Annotated in this window: 16 protein-coding genes; 9 read left to right on the top strand and 7 right to left on the bottom strand. The window is 63.9% G+C overall.

Annotation, left to right across the window (positions count from 1 at the left end; genetic code table 11):
* The first annotated feature begins 260 nt into the window (after positions 1 to 260).
* The 6 genes from P9217_RS13160 to P9217_RS13185 all read left to right on the top strand — a co-directional run bounded on the left by P9217_RS13160 (position 261) and on the right by P9217_RS13185 (position 5919).
* Positions 261 to 1577: an extracellular solute-binding protein gene (locus P9217_RS13160; protein WP_066989980.1), complete on the top strand. Its 1317-nt coding sequence runs from the start codon at positions 261 to 263 to the stop codon at positions 1575 to 1577.
* Positions 1578 to 1643: 66 nt separating this feature from the next.
* Complete coding sequence (locus P9217_RS13165) at positions 1644 to 2549, top strand: sugar ABC transporter permease (RefSeq protein ID WP_095780122.1); 906 nt, start codon at positions 1644 to 1646, stop codon at positions 2547 to 2549.
* Between the two features lies 1 nt (position 2550).
* Positions 2551 to 3507 (top strand): carbohydrate ABC transporter permease, encoded by a 957-nt coding sequence (locus P9217_RS13170; protein ID WP_066989974.1) that lies wholly within the window; start codon positions 2551 to 2553, stop codon positions 3505 to 3507.
* Positions 3504 to 3725 carry a hypothetical protein gene (locus P9217_RS13175; RefSeq protein WP_066989971.1) on the top strand — a complete coding sequence of 74 codons (222 nt, stop codon included), beginning with the start codon at positions 3504 to 3506 and terminating at the stop codon, positions 3723 to 3725. The genes P9217_RS13170 and P9217_RS13175 overlap by 4 nt, the downstream gene beginning before the upstream one ends.
* The gene (locus P9217_RS13180; protein WP_278087027.1) at positions 3722 to 4825 is read left to right on the top strand and encodes an ABC transporter ATP-binding protein; all 1104 of its coding nucleotides are present in this window, start codon (positions 3722 to 3724) and stop codon (positions 4823 to 4825) included. The genes P9217_RS13175 and P9217_RS13180 overlap by 4 nt, the downstream gene beginning before the upstream one ends.
* The gene (locus P9217_RS13185; RefSeq protein ID WP_278087028.1) at positions 4825 to 5919 is read left to right on the top strand and encodes an ABC transporter ATP-binding protein; all 1095 of its coding nucleotides are present in this window, start codon (positions 4825 to 4827) and stop codon (positions 5917 to 5919) included. Before P9217_RS13180 ends, P9217_RS13185 begins: the two co-directional genes overlap by 1 nt.
* Positions 5920 to 5952: 33 nt before the next feature.
* Here the strand turns inward: P9217_RS13185 and P9217_RS13190 are convergent, their stop codons facing one another.
* Both P9217_RS13190 and P9217_RS13195 read right to left on the bottom strand, forming a co-directional pair.
* On the bottom strand, positions 5953 to 6384 hold the full coding sequence (locus P9217_RS13190; RefSeq protein WP_067318979.1) for a DUF4437 domain-containing protein: 432 nt from the start codon (positions 6382 to 6384) through the stop codon (positions 5953 to 5955).
* A gap of 110 nt (positions 6385 to 6494) precedes the next feature.
* A complete protein-coding gene (locus P9217_RS13195) occupies positions 6495 to 7460 on the bottom strand; it encodes an AraC family transcriptional regulator (protein WP_278087029.1) in 966 nt (321 codons plus the stop codon).
* 137 nt (positions 7461 to 7597) lie between these two features.
* Between P9217_RS13195 and P9217_RS13200 the strand changes: the two genes are divergently transcribed.
* Complete coding sequence (locus P9217_RS13200) at positions 7598 to 8812, top strand: MFS transporter (RefSeq protein ID WP_095823533.1); 1215 nt, start codon at positions 7598 to 7600, stop codon at positions 8810 to 8812.
* 61 nt (positions 8813 to 8873) lie between these two features.
* Here P9217_RS13200 and P9217_RS13205 read toward each other — a convergent pair whose 3' ends face one another.
* Entirely contained in the window at positions 8874 to 9221 is a 348-nt protein-coding gene (locus tag P9217_RS13205; protein WP_095823532.1) for a GFA family protein, read from the bottom strand.
* A gap of 112 nt (positions 9222 to 9333) precedes the next feature.
* Between P9217_RS13205 and P9217_RS13210 the strand changes: the two genes are divergently transcribed.
* Positions 9334 to 10629, top strand: coding sequence for an amidase (locus P9217_RS13210; protein ID WP_127247071.1), 1296 nt, complete (start codon positions 9334 to 9336; stop codon positions 10627 to 10629).
* 18 nt (positions 10630 to 10647) lie between these two features.
* Here the strand turns inward: P9217_RS13210 and P9217_RS13215 are convergent, their stop codons facing one another.
* From P9217_RS13215 to P9217_RS13230, 4 genes are read right to left on the bottom strand one after another with little or no spacing between them, the layout of a single operon-like run.
* Complete coding sequence (locus P9217_RS13215) at positions 10648 to 11625, bottom strand: hydroxyacid dehydrogenase (protein ID WP_278054021.1); 978 nt, start codon at positions 11623 to 11625, stop codon at positions 10648 to 10650.
* A gap of 5 nt (positions 11626 to 11630) precedes the next feature.
* Positions 11631 to 12347, bottom strand: a complete 717-nt coding sequence (locus P9217_RS13220; protein WP_067318961.1) for a FadR/GntR family transcriptional regulator — start codon at positions 12345 to 12347, stop codon at positions 11631 to 11633.
* Positions 12348 to 12349: 2 nt separating this feature from the next.
* Entirely contained in the window at positions 12350 to 13519 is a 1170-nt protein-coding gene (locus tag P9217_RS13225; RefSeq protein WP_095800600.1) for a mandelate racemase/muconate lactonizing enzyme family protein, read from the bottom strand.
* A 59-nt stretch (positions 13520 to 13578) separates the two neighbouring features.
* Positions 13579 to 14466, bottom strand: a complete 888-nt coding sequence (locus tag P9217_RS13230) for a sugar phosphate isomerase/epimerase (RefSeq protein ID WP_278087030.1) — start codon at positions 14464 to 14466, stop codon at positions 13579 to 13581.
* Positions 14467 to 14866: 400 nt separating this feature from the next.
* Between P9217_RS13230 and P9217_RS13235 the strand changes: the two genes are divergently transcribed.
* The gene (locus tag P9217_RS13235) at positions 14867 to 15922 is read left to right on the top strand and encodes a sugar phosphate isomerase/epimerase (protein ID WP_127247067.1); all 1056 of its coding nucleotides are present in this window, start codon (positions 14867 to 14869) and stop codon (positions 15920 to 15922) included.
* Positions 15923 to 16030: the final 108 nt, after the last annotated feature.

Genomic DNA, 16030 nt, shown 5'->3' on the forward strand with positions numbered 1-16030 from the left:
TTATAGAAAACAGAGGGATATCGCTTTGAGCGGCTTGTGGAACCGTTTTGGACTGCACAAGAAAGAACTTGACGTCCCTCTTGAATTGGTAATACCAGATCAGGACGCGTAAAGCGGAGCGAAGGTGGAGGTTGCGATCGATTTTTCTGGTCGGGCGAGGAGGCCCGAAACCGGAAATGCCGTCACGGGAGGAACTGCCAGGGCCGACCCGCTATGCCGGCCCGCATGACAAGGTAGAAGGCGCACAAGGGAGGAAAACTATGCGCAAGATAGTGACCAGCGTGATCGCTGGTATCGGGCTGGCGCTTGCCTGCGGGACATCCGTCCGCGCGCAAGACAAGGAACTCACCATCTTTTGGGCGGAATGGGATCCGGCGAACTATCTGCAGGAACTCGTCAACGACTACACGGCCGAGACGGGCGTGAAAGTCACGGTGCAGACCACGCCGTGGCCTGATTTCCAGACCAAGGCCTTCACCGAGTTCAACGCGCATGGCGACGCCTACGACATGGTGGTCGGCGACTCGCAATGGCTGGGCGCCGGCTCGACGCAGGGCCACTATGTGGATCTGACCGACTTCTTCAACAAGCATAAGCTTGGCGATGTGATGGCGCCCGCGACCATCAAATATTATGCCGAGTACCCGGGCGGTTCCGGCAAGTACTGGGCGATCCCGCTGGAAGGCGATGCGATCGGCTGGTCTTACCGCAAGGACTGGTTCGAGGACCCGAAGGAGAAGGAAGCCTTCAAGGCGAAGTACGGCTACGACCTCGATGTTCCGAAGACCTATGCGCAGCTGCGCGACATCGCCGAGTTCTTCCATCGTCCGGACCAGAAGCGCTACGGCGTCGCGATCTACACCGACAACTCGTATGACGCGATGGCGATGGGCGTCGAAAGCGCGATCTTCAGCTATGGCGGCGATCTCGGCGACTACGCGACCTACAAGGTCGACGGCATCACCAATTCCAAGGAGGCCGTCGCCGGCCTCGAAATGTACAAGGAACTCTACAAGTTCACGCCTCCCGGCTGGGGCAAGACGTTCTTCGTGGAGGACAACCAAGCCATCACTGGCGGGCTCGCCGCGATGAGCATGAACTTCTTCGCCTTCTTCCCGCCGCTGGTGAACAAAGCCACCAATCCCTATGCCGACGTGACCGGCTTCTTCGCCAACCCGGCCGGTCCGGACGGCAAGCGCTTCGCCGCTCTCGGCGGCCAGGGCATCTCCGTCGTCTCGTACTCGAAGAACAAGGACGAGGCGATGAAATTCCTTGAGTGGTTCATCAAGGACGAGACCCAGAAGAAGTGGGCCGAGCTCGGCGGCTATACCTGCAGCCAGGCCGTGCTGAAGTCGGAGGCCTTCCAGAACGCTACGCCGTATAACAAGGCCTTCTACGACACGATGTTCATGGTCAAGGACTTCTGGGCAACGCCTGAATATGCCGAAGTGCTCGATCAGCTGAACCAGAATATCTATCCGTTCGTGGTCGGCGGCAAGGGCACCGCCCAGGAAGCGCTCGACAAGACCGCCGCCGACTGGAAGGCGACGTTCACCAAATACAACCGCTACAAGTAGGCGTCACAGTCAGAATGCCGGAGGAGGGTTTCCCCTCCGGCATTCCTGTTTCAGGGAGAACGACCGTTGGCTTCGGTAGCCCTTACCAATCTTGATCCAGCATCCAGGGCCGCCGCGCGAGGCTGGTCGGATCTGACCATCCGCAACATGTTCATCATCCCGACGCTGGTTTTCCTGATCGTCTTCAACATTTTTCCGCTGATCTATTCGCTCGGCTATTCCTTCACCAACTTCGCCGCGAACCGCAGCGAGCCCTGGCAGTTCGTCGGCCTGCAGAATTACCGCGAGCTGCTCAGCGACGATCACATCTGGTCGAACTTCGTCATCACCGCGAAATATGTGATCGTGTCGGTGGCCGGGCAGATGATCGTAGGCTTCGGCCTCGCGCTTCTGCTCAACCGCAGCTTTCCGATGAAGGGCCTGATCACGACCTTGCTGTTGCTGCCGATGATGATGTCGGCGGCGGTCGTCGGCCTGTTCTGGCAGCTGCTCTACAGCCCGTCCTGGGGACCGATCAACTACGTCTTCGGCCTCGGCGACTTCGCCTGGCTCTCCAATCCCGACAGCGCGCTCTACGCCGTCGCGATCACCGACATCTGGATGTGGTCGCCCTTCGTCATGCTGCTGTCGCTCGCCGGCCTGTCGGCGGTGCCGCAGCACCTCTACGAAGCCGCCGCGATCGACCGCGCCAGCTGGTGGTACACCTTCACCCGCATCACGTTGCCGCTGGTCTCGCCGATCCTTTTGATCGCGCTGATCTTCCGCACCATGGAAGCCTTCAAGACCTTCGACATCGCCTACACGATGACGACTCAGCCGACCGCCGAGCTGATCGCGATCCGGCTCTACAAGCAGGCCTTCCAGCAGTGGGACACCGGCAAATCCTGCGCGCTCGCCTACATCGTGCTGATCATGGTGCTGGCCATCACCAACCTCTACGTGAAGTATCTCAACAAGGTGAAGGAGCGCTGAGATGGCCGCCGTCCGCACTTCTTCCGAGGTCGCGCTCAACCGTGTCGCCATCGCCGCGGTGCTGATCGCCACGCTGGTCTTCCTCGCACCGATCTATTGGATCGCCTCGACGGCATTCAAGCCGAAGGAGCTCGCCGTCAGCGTGCCGCCAACCGTGCTGTTCGAGCCCGAGGTGACGCCGTTCGTGCGGCTCTTCACCAAGCGCGTGCAGATGCAGAAGACCGTCGACCCGCAAGTCTACGAAGCCGCGCCCTGGTGGGAAAAGCGCATCTACGACGGCGGCGAGCGGGTGCTGAAGGTCGGCAAGGATGTGCAGCTTTCGCAATATCCCGACCGGTTCATGAACAGCCTGATCGTGGCGGTGGTCAGCACCGTTCTCGCCGTCGGCATGGGAACCTTCACCGCCTACGGCTTCTCGCGTTTCAAGATTGCCGGCGAGGCGGACCTTCTGTTCTTCATCCTCTCGACGCGCATGCTGCCGCCGGTGGTCGTCGCCATCCCGATGTTCCTGATGTACCGGGCAGTTGGCCTCAACGACTCCCATATCGGCCTGATCATCCTCTACGTCGCCTTCAACCTGTCCTTCTCGGTCTGGCTGATGAAGGGCTTCATGGATGAGATCCCGAAAGAGTATGAGGAGGCAGCACTTGTCGACGGCTATACGCGCATGCAGGCCTTCTTCAAGATCGTTCTGCCCGAGGCCGCAACCGGCATCGCCGCCACCGCCGTGTTCTGCTTCATCACCGCCTGGAACGAGTACGCTTTCGCGCTGATCATGACCAACCGGCGCGCCCAGACGGCGCCGCCCTTCATCCCGTCGCAGATCGGCTCCGGCCTGCCGGACTGGACCACGATCGCGGCGGGCACGTTCCTGTTCCTGCTGCCGGTTGCAATCTTCACCTTCCTGCTGCGCAACCACCTGCTTCGCGGCGTGACTTTCGGAGCGATCCGCAAATGAGTTTTCGCGCCGTCAACGAGAAGTACCTTTTGCCGGCATCGCAGATCCTCATGGTGCTCGGCATCGTCGCGCTCTGCCAGCCATGGAGCCTCAGCCTGCATTCCTATGGGGTGACGATCATCCTGATCGGGCTGATCGGCTTCAACATCACGTCGAAAATCGCACCGGAGCAGAGAGAGGAAACCGGCGCCGTGACGCATGAGGGGGCCGGGCAGTGACGCAGATCGAACTTCGCGGCATCGAGAAATTCTTCGGTGCGGTCCAGGTCATCCATAATCTGAACCTCGCCATCGCCGACAACGAGTTCATCGTGCTGCTTGGACAGTCGGGCTGCGGCAAGACGACGACGCTGCGCGCGATTGCCGGGCTCGAGACGATCGATCAGGGCGACATCCTGATCGACGGCAAGGCGGTGCAGCATCTGAAAGCTGCAGACCGGGACATCGCCATGGTGTTCCAGTCCTTTTCGCTCTATCCGCATATGACGGTGTTCGAGAACATCGCCTTTCCGTTGCGGGCCACGCGGATGAGCAGCAGTGAAGTCGACACCTCGGTGCGCGAGATCGCAAGGGTGTTGCGGATCACCGACCTGCTGGACAAGCGACCGTCTGCGCTTTCGGGCGGCGACATGCAACGCGTGGCGATCGGCCGCGCGCTGGTGCGGCGGCCGAAGGCGATGCTGATGGATGAGCCGATCGGCGCGCTGGACGCCAAGCTGCGCGAGGAAATGCGGGCCGAGATCAAGCGGCTGCACATCAAGCAGGGATCGACCACGATCTATGTCACCCACGACCAGATCGAGGCGATGAGTCTGGCCGACCGCATCGTCATCATGCATGAGGGCTTCATCCAGCAGGTCGGCACGCCGGACGAGGTCTACTCGCACCCGGCAAACCTGTTCGTGGCGCAATTCGTCGGCAGCCCGGTGATGAACATCGCCGAGGCGAGCGTCGCCGATCAGGCCGGCGCCGCCTCCGTCACCGTCGGCGGTGCGCCGGCGGGTTTCGAGTTCCCGCGCGAGCTCCTGTCCAGGCTGAACGGGCATTCCAATGGTGGCTTGACGCTCGGCATCCGTCCGGAAGGCGTGCTCGTCCGGCATGATGCCGCTCCTGGCTACGTGCCGGTCGAAGCGCAGATCATCGAGCCGCTCGGCTCCTTCGACATTGTCGACCTCAAGGTCGGCTCCAAGATGCTGCGCGCCCGCACCAAGGCCGGCTACGTGTCGGGTCCGGGCGAGAAGGTTCATGCCCGCATCGACCCGGAACAGGCGCATTTCTTCGACACGGCAAGCGGCAAGTCGCTGGGAGTAAGGCTGTAATGGCCCATATCGAACTGAAGAACATCACCAAGAAGTTCGGCGGCCATACCGCGCTGACGGGTCTCAACCTCAATATCGCCGATGGCGAGTTCTTCGTGCTTTTGGGCGAAACCGGCGCCGGCAAGACGACGACGCTCCGGATGATCGCCGGCCTCGAGAAACCGACCGAGGGCCAGGTCTTCATCGACGGCGTCGACGTCGCCGACTGGAGCGCGGCCGAGCGCGACGTGGCCTTGGTGCTGCAGCAATATTCGCTCTATCCGCGCTACACGGTGCGGCAGAATCTCGAGTTTCCGCTGAGGCCAAAGATTCGCCGGCTGCCGGATGCCGAGATCAAGGACCGCGTCGCGCGCGCCGCCCGCACGCTGCGCATCGAGCATCTGCTCGACCGCAAGACCGACCGGCTCTCCGGTGGCGAGATGCAGCGCGTCTCGATCGGCCGCGCGATCGTGCGCAAACCACGCGTGTTCCTGATGGACGAGCCGCTGTCGGCGCTCGACGCCAAGCTACGCGAGGCGCTGCGCACGGAGTTGAAGAACCTGCAGATGCAGCTCGGTGCCACCTTCCTGTTCGTCACCCACGACCAGATCGAAGCGATGTCGATGGGCGACAAGGTCGGCGTGCTGAACCATGGCCGCATCGTGCAGACCGGCACGCCGCAGGAGATCTACAACAATCCCCGCGATACCTATGTCGCAAGCTTCGTCGGCTCGCCGCCGATGAACCTCATCGACGGCACGCTGGTCGACGACCGCGCGGTGATGGCGCCGATGAGTTTCGAATTGCCGGTTGGCGGGGGGGCCAGGGGGCTAAAGACGGACGGCGCGAGCGACGGTCGCCCGCTCGTCTTCGGCATCCGTCCGGAGGACGTCTATCTGGAAGGCGGCGCGCCGGTCGAGGCTAAGGTCCACGATGTCGAGAACCACGGCGTCGAGAAGATCGTGACGCTGAGGGTCGGCGACACGATGCTGAGAGCCACCGTGCCGGCGAGAACCGCGGTCGAGATCGAGCAGCCGGTCCGCTTTGCCTGGAACGCGGACAAGGTGGTGCTGTTCGATAAGGGCAGCGGGGTCAGCCTGCGGCACGCCGGATAGCGGGCGGACCGGCCGATTGCTATCGGCCTGCACTTACTTCGGCAGATAGGTTTCGTAGGGCGTGTCGTTGATCAGCAGGATCACGCATTCGGTGTCGGACAGGCAGGCATCGTCATGCATCTCGTTGGCTTTCTGGGTCCAGTAGGAGCCCGGCGGCAGCTCGACCTTGGTCGCCTCGCCGCCTTGGATCTGCCAATGCGCCCAGAGCCCCTTGATGACCACGGCGCGATAGTCGGCGGTGTGCGCGTGGACCGGCGCGCGCCAGTTGCCGGGAACTTTGAGCAGCGTGCCGGCCGCGCCCTCGGTCCGCGAGCCCCATAGCGGGCCGAGGCGCTGCGGCTGGTCCGGCGCTTCGACGACATAAGGGATCTTGTCGGCCGTCAGATAGCTGTCTTCAAGGCCGAATGCCTGCCCCGGAGAGATGGTGAGCGCGGCGAGCGCAAGCGCTGCGAGTTGATTAGCCATGAGCGGTTCCTCCTCGGCTCAGCTTAGGCAATCCCTGTCGGTGAAGAATGACGCGTCGTCCAAAAGACTTGGCAATTCCTCCAGCGTGGTAGCGTCCTGAACGCCGGCTGTCAGGATTGCTCGCCGCCGCCATTGCGCAGATGGCTCGGCGCGACACCCATCACCCGCTTGAAGGCGCGGCTGAAGGAAGCTTCCGAATCGTAGCCCAGTTTCGCCGCCACGACAGACACCCGCATGCCGTCGCGGGCGAGCCATTGCCGCGCCTGATGCATGCGCACGCGCAGCACATATTTGGCCGGCGTCTCGCCGACCACGGTGGCGAAGCGCTGCGCGAAGGCGGAGCGAGACGCGCCCATCAATCGGGCCAGGGCCCCGACCGTCCAATCCCGGTCGGGCTGCAGATGAATAGCGGCGAGCACCTTGCCGACGTCAGGATTGCGCACCGCGGCGATCCATCCGGTCGCGTCGCCGCAGCCGTTCTCTACCCAGGAGCGGATGATTGTGGCGGCGAGCACGTCAGCCAGGCGGGCGAGAATGCCGCCCGAGCCGACCCGGTCCATCGTCACCTCGCCAGCCATCGCATCGAGCAGATGCTGGATGCCCGGCGCGTTCGCCATCAGCTTATGCGCCTGCATCAGGTCGGGCATCATGTCGAGCAGCGGATGCGAGCCGTCGAGATTGAAATGCACGCTGCCGCAAAACAGCAAGGTCTTGCAGCCGTCGCAGCCGTTGGAGACGTCATAGATGTTCTCGCAGACCGGCTCGATCGTATAGCGGCCGATCGGCACGGGCGGAACGCCCGGCGCGCTCGCCAGCACATGCTCATCGCCACGCGGGATCAAGAGCGCGTCGCCGACAGAGAGCTCGATCCATTCCTTGGCCGGTGAGAACAGCCAGCAGCCCTGTTGGCCGATGAAATGGAACCGCGCCGCCTTCTGCGCGGGGAAGGAAACGGCCCACGGTTCGCCCAGCACGCAGCGGCCATAGTCGACGCCGTCGAGCCGCAATCCGCGCAGCATGTCGGTCAGCGGATCGCCGGACGCCGGGAATGTGGTTTTGGACGAATTGTAATTCATTCCGGCGTTTCTAGCATGGAAACTCCAGCCGGTCACTCCCTATGTTGCACTGCAGCGTCGCGCGCCAGGCCTGTAACGGGTGGATCCCGAACTGGCGGTCTTCCAAATGGCGCCGCAAAACAGATCGGAGATTTCCCATGACCGAACCCGCCACAGGCGTCATCGATGCCGCTGTTCTCGATAGAACCGAAGCCGAGGAGCGAAGCGAGCCTGTATGGGGCGCGGTGGTCTCGCTGGCGCTCGGCGTGTTTGGCTTGGTGACCGCCGAATTTCTGCCCGCTAGCCTGCTGACGCGGCTGGCGCAGGATCTCGGCGTCAGCGAAGGCGCCGCCGGCCAGGCCGTGACGGCGACGGCCGTCGTCGGCGCGATCGCAGCACCCACGATGGCCATCGTCACCAAGCGGCTGGACCGCAGGCTGGTCATGTGGCTGCTCACCTTGCTTCTGATCGTCTCCAACCTGCTTGCCGCCTTCGCCTCCTCGCTCACAATGCTGCTTCTGGCCCGCGTGGTGCTGGGCGTCGCGCTCGGCGGCTTCTGGTCGATGTCGGCCGCCATGGCGATGCGACTGGTGCCGATGCGGCTGATGCCGCGCGCAATGTCGATCATCCTGACCGGCGTATCGGTGGCGACCGTCACCGCGGCGCCGGTCGGCGCCTATGTCGGCGACATCTGGGGCTGGCGTACGGCCTTCATGATCGCGGCGGTCGTCGGCGCGCTGACGCTGCTCGTACAGCTTGCCACCATCCCCAGCCTGCCGCCGACGGCCGTGGCGAGCTTTCGCACGCTGATCGAGGTACTGAAGCGGCGGACGATCCGCATCGCCCTGCTGGTCGTGCTGCTCGTCGCCTCGGGACAGTTTGCCGGCTTCACCTATGTGCGGCCATTCCTGGAGACGGTGCCGGTCATGCCGATCGAGACCATCTCGCTGGTTCTGCTCGCCTATGGCATCGGCGGCTTCTTCGGCAATTTCGCCGGCGCTTTCCTGGCCGAGCGCAATCTGAAGCTTGCGGTCGGACTGGCGCCGCTGCTGATCGCGCTGTCGGCGCTTGCCATGCTCACCATCGGCGCTTCACCGGTGATTGCGGCAATCGCAGTTGCGGCATGGGGCTTTGCCTTCGGCGCGGTGCCGGTCGGGCTGCAGACTTGGCTGGTGCGCGCCGCTCCCGACCAGGCCGAGAGCGCCGGCGGCCTGATGGTCGCGACGTTCCAGGTGGCGATCGCGCTGGGCGCAGTCTTCGGCGGCCTGCTGGTCGACCATGCCGGCGTCGCCAGCGCATTCGGCTACGGTGCCATGGCAACGCTGCTCGCAGCGCTGGTGACTTTCGCCGTCGGGCCGAAACAGGCTGAATAACCTTGGACGCCGACAAGCCAGCCGGTACGGCCGGCTTGTCGGCAGGGCGATGCAGTCTGGGCTAAGCCGAGCGGCCGTCGAACTCGAAAACCTCGATAGCGGCGAGATCGATGCCGTCGAGGCAATTGATGTTGATGTAGGCGCTGCGCTCGCTGCCTTGACTGACATCCTCGGCGAAGGGATGGATGCCGCAGGTCCGGCAGAAGCGATGCGCGATCGAGCCCTTGCCGAAGGTGTATTTGCCGAGGTCGTCGCCCCAGGCAACCAGGCGCATGCTGGCGTGTGGCACGGCCCAGAGCAGCGCCCCCTTGCGCGCGCAGATCGAGCAGTTGCAGCGCACCGCGCCGCCGAGCTCGCCTGCGACCTCGAAAGCCACCTTGCCGCAGTGGCAACTGCCTTTGTACAGCATCAGTCTCTTCCTATCGCTGGCAGGTGCAAAGGCACCCTTGCCGGGTTATCCATCCGCTAGCCAAATTGGCTGCCTTAAAAGACGTTGCATCCTTGCGGAGTCCGACATCGACATGCAATCCGTGCGCGACCGTCTCGAAATCATCCTGTCACGTCTTGCCAATCGCGCGGCTGACGAAAAGGTCTACGTCAAGCAGTATGCGCAGGCGGCGCTCGCCGCAGCGGATGCAGCCGACGCGCGGCAAAGAGCCGGGGTCTGCCTCGGGCCGCTCGATGGCGTGGTCGTGTCGATCAAGGATCTGTTCGATGTCGCCGGCGAGCCGACCCGGGCAGGCTCGGCGATGCTCGCCGGTGCTCAGCCCGCCGCGCAGGACGCGGCGATCGTGCGCCGGCTGCGCCAGGCGGGCGCAGTGATCCTCGGCAAGACCAACATGACCGAATTCGCCTTCACCGCGATCGGCGACAACCTGCACTACGGCACACCGGGCAATGCGGCGGATGCCAGCCTGATCCCGGGCGGTTCTTCATCGGGCGCCGGCGTTGCGGTGGGCGAAGGCAGCAGCCAGATCTCGATCGGCTCGGACACGGGCGGCTCGGTTCGCATCCCGGCCTCGCTCAACGGCGTCGTCGGCTTCAAGCCGACGGCCCGGCGCGTGCCTTTGGACGGCGCCTTTCCGTTGTCGGCGACACTGGATTCGATCGGGCCGCTCGCCCGCAGCGTCGGTGATTGCGCGGTTGCCGACGCGATCATGGCGGGGGAGGAGCCGATGGCGCTTCAACCGATCCCGCTCGCCGGTCTGCGCATCGGTGTTCCGCGCGGCCGGCTCTTTGATGACACGCAAGCCGACGTCGCCGCGGCCTTTGAGGCGTGCACCAGCCAGATGGAGCGGGCAGGGGCGCGCGTTGCCGATCTATCGATCGATGACCTCATTGGCGGGATGCGCGCGGCGACCATGCGCGCCTCGATCGCGTCGATGGAGGGTGCGGAGGTGCATGCCGACTGGCTGGCGACCGGGGCCTCGGTGCCCGTCGACCCACATGTCAGCGGGCCTTTGTCGCGCGCGCGGACGGTTCCCGCTTCCGCCTATATCAGGACAATCCGTCGCCGGGCGGAACTGGTCGCGGCCATGACGGAACGGCTGCAAGCGGTCGACGCGCTTGCTCTGCCGACCGTGCCGATGGTCGCGCCGTCGATCGTGGCGATGGCCGGCGACGAAGCGCTACGCGACAGGACGGAAGGCTTGCTCCTGCGCAACACGCAGGTCGCCAACCAGTTCGATCTCTGTGCAATCTCGCTGCCGATGCCGGGCACCAAGCTGCCGGCCGGGCTGATGCTGGTGGCGAGGCATGGGCACGACCGACGTCTGCTCGGAATTGCTGCCGCGGTGGAGGCTTTGCTGAGCGGTTGAGGTGGTGCAGCGGCGCAATCAGTCGGCCGGAAAGCGCCGACGGTAGCGCTCGATCACTTCCGGATTCCGCAGGTTGACCGGCAGCTTGTCGGCAAGCACCAGCAAGGCCTCGTTCGCAGCGCCGACGCCCATGCGCATCATCGATTCCTCGGTGATGCCGGCCATATGCGGAGTGATGATGACGTTGTCGAAGCTGAAATAGGGATGGCTCGGCGGCAGCGGCTGGGTCGCAAAGACGTCGAGCGCCGCACCGCCGATACGGCCTTTTCGCAGCGCTTCAATCAGCGCCTCGTCATCGACCACCGGCCCGCGCGAGACATTGATCAACAGCGCATTGGGCTTCATGCGGGCGATGCGCTCGCGGCTGATCAGGCCGCGCGTCTCCTCGGTCAGCGGGCAGCAGAGCACGATGATGTCGCTCTGCTCGACCAGCGCGTCTATCGACAGGAAACCGACGCGCTCGGGCGCCGGGCGCAGGCTGCGCGTCGTCGCCACGACCTTGAGGTCGAAGCCGTGCGCGGCGATGTGGCCGACGGCCTGGCCGACGGCGCCGAGGCCGACAATGCCGATCGTCTTGCCGGCGAGCTCGCTGGTTGAATTGGCGTGCTCGCGCCCGGCGAGCCAGCCCTTGGCGCGCAGGTCGCGATCCATGATGCGGAAGCGCCTGAGCAGCGCCAGCGCCGTGAACACCACATGTTCGGCCACCGAGCGGGCATTGACGGCCGGCACGTTCGCCACCAGCACGCCGGCGGCGGTGGCCGCCTCGACCGGGATCATGTCCAGTCCCGCGCCATGGCGGATCGCGGCGCGCAACAGGGACGCGCCTGCGAACAGCTCCGGCGGCAGCGGCGCTCGGACGATGACGATGTCGGCGTCTTTCGCCTCGGCAGCCAGCGTTTTTGCATCGAGCGCGGAGGCGACGACCAGCCGGCCGGCTCCCGCCAGCATGCTTGTCGCGCGCGGATGTAGCGGGTGCGTCGACAGGATCTTGCGCATGAAGCTCAGGCCCTTTCGAGCGCCGCGCTTTTCGGCTCGGTCCAGCGACCTTCGATGATCCCCTTCCAGTAGCTCTCGGCCCCTTGCAGGTGCGCACTCATCAGCGCCTGGGCGAGGTTGCCGTCGCGGCGCAACAGCGCCTCGTAGATCTGGATGTGTTCGGCATGCGAGCGCATGCTGCGCTCCAGATCGTTGAAATAGATCGGCAGGCGCTGCTCGCCCATCAGGTAGTAGACGCTGCAGATGTTGTGAAAGACGCCGTTCTTGGTCGCTCGCACGATCTCGAGGTGGAACTCGCGGTCTTCCTTGGCGAGGCCTTCGCCGGCGGCGATGCGCTCCTCGGAAGCCTTCAGGATCTCGCGCAGCCGCTCGAAATTCTCCTCGGTGGCGCGTGAGCAGGCAAGCTCGGCCGCCTTGATCTCGTGGATCTTGCGCAGCTCGACGGTCTCGTAGATCTGCACCGGATCCAGCGGCAGGCCCGCGCGGGCGAAAAGCGCTAACGCTTCCACGCTCGCCTGCTTGGTATCGATATAGATGCCGGACTTGGCGCGGCGCTCGACGATGCGCATCGCTTCGAGGATGGCAAGCGCCTCGCGGATCTGGCCGCGGCTGACGGCGAAATGCTCCGCCAGCTCGCGCTCCGACGGCGTGCGGCCCGACTCCTTGTCCGAGTTGGAGAACAGATAGGCGGCGAGTTCCGCAAGAAGGTTCTTTTCTTTCATCGTCAAATGCGTAGCGCGTGCGCCTCCAGGAATCGCTCCGAAACGGTGAAACCCAATCCGGGCTTTTCAGGGATCGCTATCATACCGTCCTTTGCTTCGACAGTCTCCTCGACGAGATCGTGGATCATCGGATTGGCGCCCAGCGAATACTCGACGATGAAGGTCGCGGGGGAAGCCGCGCAGACATGCAGTCCGGCGAAGAAGCAGGGCGCGCCGGCCCACAGATGCGGCGCGAAGCGCAGGTTGAAGGCGCTGGCGATGGTGCCGATCTTCATCGCCTCGCTGATGCCGCCGCAGAAGGCGGGATCAGGCTGGAAGATGTCGGCCGATTTCAGCACGGCCAGATCGCGAAAGGCATAGCGGGTCGCCTCGCTCTCGCCGGTGGCGATCGGGGTCGAACCGGACGCGCGCACCTCGGCCATACCGTGCTTGTCGTCGGCGATCACCGGCTCCTCGAACCAAGCCAGATCGAGATCGGCGGTGAGGCTGATGAAGCGCTTGGCCTCGGCGACGGTGTAGGTGCCGTGCGCGTCCACCATCAGTTCGACGTCAGGACCGATCGCTTCCCTGGCGGCGCGGACGCGCGCGGCCGAGATATGCGGGGCGCCGTCCATGGCGCCGATGCGCATCTTCAGCGCCTTGAAACCGCCTTTGGCGATATAGGATTTGAGCTGGTCGCCGATGGTATCGGCTGGCGCCCAGCCGCCCGAGGCATAGGCCTGCATGCGCTCGACCTTGCGGCCGCCGAGCAGCCGCCAGACCGGCTGCCCCAGCGACTTGCCGAGGATGTCCCAAAGCGCGATGTCGACCGCGCTGATCGCCGCCACGCTCATGCCGCGCCGCGCCAGCTGGGGCATGGCATGGCCGGCATGGGCCGCCGTGTGGTGTCGCACGCCGTTGTAGAGCATCTCCCAGATGATGCCGATATCGGCCGGATCACGGCCGATGAGCTGCGGCGCAATTTCGTGGTTCAGCATGTGGACCAGCGCGCCATAGCTGCCGGCGCTGCCGGCGGCGTTCTTGCCCTCGCCCCAGCCGACCAGGCCGTCGTCGGTCTCGACGCGCAGGATGGCGGCGTCGAACGTCGTCACCTGACCGAAGTCGCTGCGATGCTGCTTTGCGACTTCGATCGGTATACGAACCCACCAGGCCTGGACGCTTTTTATACGCATCTTGATCCCCGGCCCGCCGCCCGGCCAGGACGGTAGGGCTAAGCTCCAAATCGGACCGTCTACTTGATCAGCGGCAGCAGCGTTTCGGCGGTGATGCGCATCTGATCGGTGTAGAACTTCTCGGTGAGCACGCTGGAGCCGTGATCCTGGATGAATTTGAGCTGCTCGGGCGAGATGTCGACCGGGCTGCGCTCCACCATCTCCGGATAGGGGGCGGCCGGCGTGCGGTCGACCGGCGCGACGAACTCGTTGGTCAGCGCGCCGTCATAGCCGATCTCCTTCAGCGTGCCGACGATCTTCGGCCAGTCGATCTGGCCGAGACCCGCGGCGAAGCGGTTGTTGTCGGCGACATGGAAGTCGTAGAGGCGCTTGCCGACCTGGCGGATGGCGTCATAGACGTTAAATTCCTCCATATGGATGTGGTAGGCGTCGAGGCAGACGCCGCATTCCGGGCTCACCGCATCCGCGAGCGCGAGCGCCTGGGCACCACGATTGAAGAGGTAGGTCTCGAAGCGGTTGAGCGGCTCGACGGCGATCTTGACGCCGACCTTCTTGGCATGCGCGAAGCATTCGCGCGTGGCGTCCACCACCCAGCCCCACTCTTCCGCCTCCGTGCCGTCGGGCACCACCTTGCCGACGGTGGCGGGAACCAGCGTGATGATCTCGCCGTCAAGCTCGCTCACCATGGTCAGCACGTCTTTGACATATTGTACCGATCGCTCGCGCTGGCCCTGGTTCTTGGCGGCAAGGTTGCGTTCGCCCAGCATCAGCGTCACCGAACCCCAGCAACGTATGCCGTGCTCCTTCAGGAGCGCGCGCGTTTCCTTGGTTTTGTACTGCTCGGGCTCACCGGAAATCTCGATCGACTCGTAGCCGAACTTCTTGATGCGCTTCAGCGTCACCTCCAGCGGCTCCGCCCGCATCCAGTTGTGCGTCGAAAGATGCATGGTCTGTCCTTCCCAGAATTCGCCTGTCACGTTTTTCGCGACGTTCTCCACCGAGCCCGTCGCATGATCTCCTCCCCACGGCGTTCCAGTGTTTTTTCTCGAAACTGGTTCGACCAATTGGGCCTGACAGAACCTCTACAGCAAATTCACAGTAACGGCAAGGAGACCACCTATTGGGCTCAACTCATCAGTCAATGCTTTGATTTGAATAGATTAAGATACCTTTCGGCAATCGTGCGGATCGCATTCCAGCTGTTTCTGGCCGCTTGACCAAACAGCCGTATTTGGTAATACCAGAATGCCGCTGCTTGTCGGCGCCGAGACGAACGGTCGAAGAGGCTAGCCCTCGCTTCAATCGGCGCTATGCTTGGTCCATGAAAACGAGAGAGGGAGGATGCCGATGCCGACGACGATGAAGGGTCCCGGCCTGTTTCTGGCGCAGTTCGCGGGCGACGCCGCGCCGTTCAATTCGCTGGCTTCGATCACCAAATGGGCGGCCGGGCTCGGCTACAAGGGCGTACAGATCCCGACCTGGGACGGACGCCTGTTCGATCTGAAAAAGGCGGCGTCATCGAAAACCTATTGCGACGAGGTCAAGGGCATCTGCACTGAAGCCGGCGTCGAGATTACCGAACTGTCGACGCACCTGCAGGGGCAGTTGGTGGCGGTGCATCCGGCTTACGACGCGCAGTTCGACGGGTTTGCGCCACCCGAGGTGCACAACAATCCGAAGGCCCGGCAGAAATGGGCGGTCGAGCAGATGGAATTCGGCGCCAAAGCATCGAAGAATCTCGGCCTCCAGGCGTCGGTAAGCTTCAGCGGCGCGCTCGCCTTCCCGTACCTCTATCCGTGGCCACAGCGGCCGCCTGGGCTGATCGAGGAAGCGTTTGCCGAGCTTGGCAAGCGCTGGGAGCCGATCCTCGACGTCTATGATGAGAACGGCGTCGATATCGGCTACGAAATCCATCCAGGCGAGGACGTGTTCGACGGCGCGACCTTCGAGATGTTCCTCGACGCGGTCGGCGGCCACAAGCGTTGCAACATCAATTACGACCCGTCGCACTTCCTGTTGCAGCAGCTCGACTATCTCGAGTTCATCGACATCTACCACGAGCGGATCAAGGCCTTCCACGTCAAGGATGCCGAGTTCAACCCGACGGGGCGGCAAGGCGTCTATTCGGGCTATCAGGGCTGGGTGAACCGGGCCGGGCGTTTCCGTTCCCTCGGCGACGGGCAGGTCGATTTCAGCGGCATCTTCTCCAAGCTCACCCAGTACAACTACGATTCCTGGGCGGTGCTCGAATGGGAATGCTGCCTCAAGCATCCCGAGGACGGCGCGGCCGAAGGCGCACCCTTCATCCAGCATCATATCATCCGGGTCACCGAAAGGGCCTTTGATGATTTCGCCGGCGGCACCAGCGACAAGAAGCTGCTGCGCGCGATGATGGGGATTTAGCACCTTTATCCTCCCCTCGAGGGGAGAGTGGCCCAAAGGGCCGGGCTGGGTCGGTTTATGCCGAGATCCACGCCCGGCGACCCCACCCGATCCGCTGTGCGGATCGAC

Source organism: Mesorhizobium sp. WSM4989 (assembly GCF_029625795.1).
In the GTDB taxonomy this organism is placed as follows: Bacteria; Pseudomonadota; Alphaproteobacteria; order Rhizobiales; family Rhizobiaceae; genus Mesorhizobium.

What these genes read in the sequence shown, in the direction of transcription:
- P9217_RS13235 (WP_127247067.1), top strand. Translation starts at nt 14,867, where the DNA reads ATGCCGACGACGATGAAGGGTCCCGGCCTGTTTCTGGCGCAGTTCGCG.
- P9217_RS13175 (WP_066989971.1), top strand. Translation starts at nt 3,504, where the DNA reads ATGAGTTTTCGCGCCGTCAACGAGAAGTACCTTTTGCCGGCATCGCAG.
- P9217_RS13190 (WP_067318979.1), bottom strand. Translation starts at nt 6,384, where the DNA reads ATGGCTAATCAACTCGCAGCGCTTGCGCTCGCCGCGCTCACCATCTCT.
- P9217_RS13160 (WP_066989980.1), top strand. Translation starts at nt 261, where the DNA reads ATGCGCAAGATAGTGACCAGCGTGATCGCTGGTATCGGGCTGGCGCTT.
- P9217_RS13205 (WP_095823532.1), bottom strand. Translation starts at nt 9,221, where the DNA reads ATGCTGTACAAAGGCAGTTGCCACTGCGGCAAGGTGGCTTTCGAGGTC.
- P9217_RS13225 (WP_095800600.1), bottom strand. Translation starts at nt 13,519, where the DNA reads ATGCGTATAAAAAGCGTCCAGGCCTGGTGGGTTCGTATACCGATCGAA.
- P9217_RS13200 (WP_095823533.1), top strand. Translation starts at nt 7,598, where the DNA reads ATGACCGAACCCGCCACAGGCGTCATCGATGCCGCTGTTCTCGATAGA.
- P9217_RS13220 (WP_067318961.1), bottom strand. Translation starts at nt 12,347, where the DNA reads ATGAAAGAAAAGAACCTTCTTGCGGAACTCGCCGCCTATCTGTTCTCC.
- P9217_RS13170 (WP_066989974.1), top strand. Translation starts at nt 2,551, where the DNA reads ATGGCCGCCGTCCGCACTTCTTCCGAGGTCGCGCTCAACCGTGTCGCC.
- P9217_RS13210 (WP_127247071.1), top strand. Translation starts at nt 9,334, where the DNA reads ATGCAATCCGTGCGCGACCGTCTCGAAATCATCCTGTCACGTCTTGCC.
- P9217_RS13215 (WP_278054021.1), bottom strand. Translation starts at nt 11,625, where the DNA reads ATGCGCAAGATCCTGTCGACGCACCCGCTACATCCGCGCGCGACAAGC.
- P9217_RS13195 (WP_278087029.1), bottom strand. Translation starts at nt 7,460, where the DNA reads ATGAATTACAATTCGTCCAAAACCACATTCCCGGCGTCCGGCGATCCG.
- P9217_RS13230 (WP_278087030.1), bottom strand. Translation starts at nt 14,466, where the DNA reads ATGCATCTTTCGACGCACAACTGGATGCGGGCGGAGCCGCTGGAGGTG.
- P9217_RS13185 (WP_278087028.1), top strand. Translation starts at nt 4,825, where the DNA reads ATGGCCCATATCGAACTGAAGAACATCACCAAGAAGTTCGGCGGCCAT.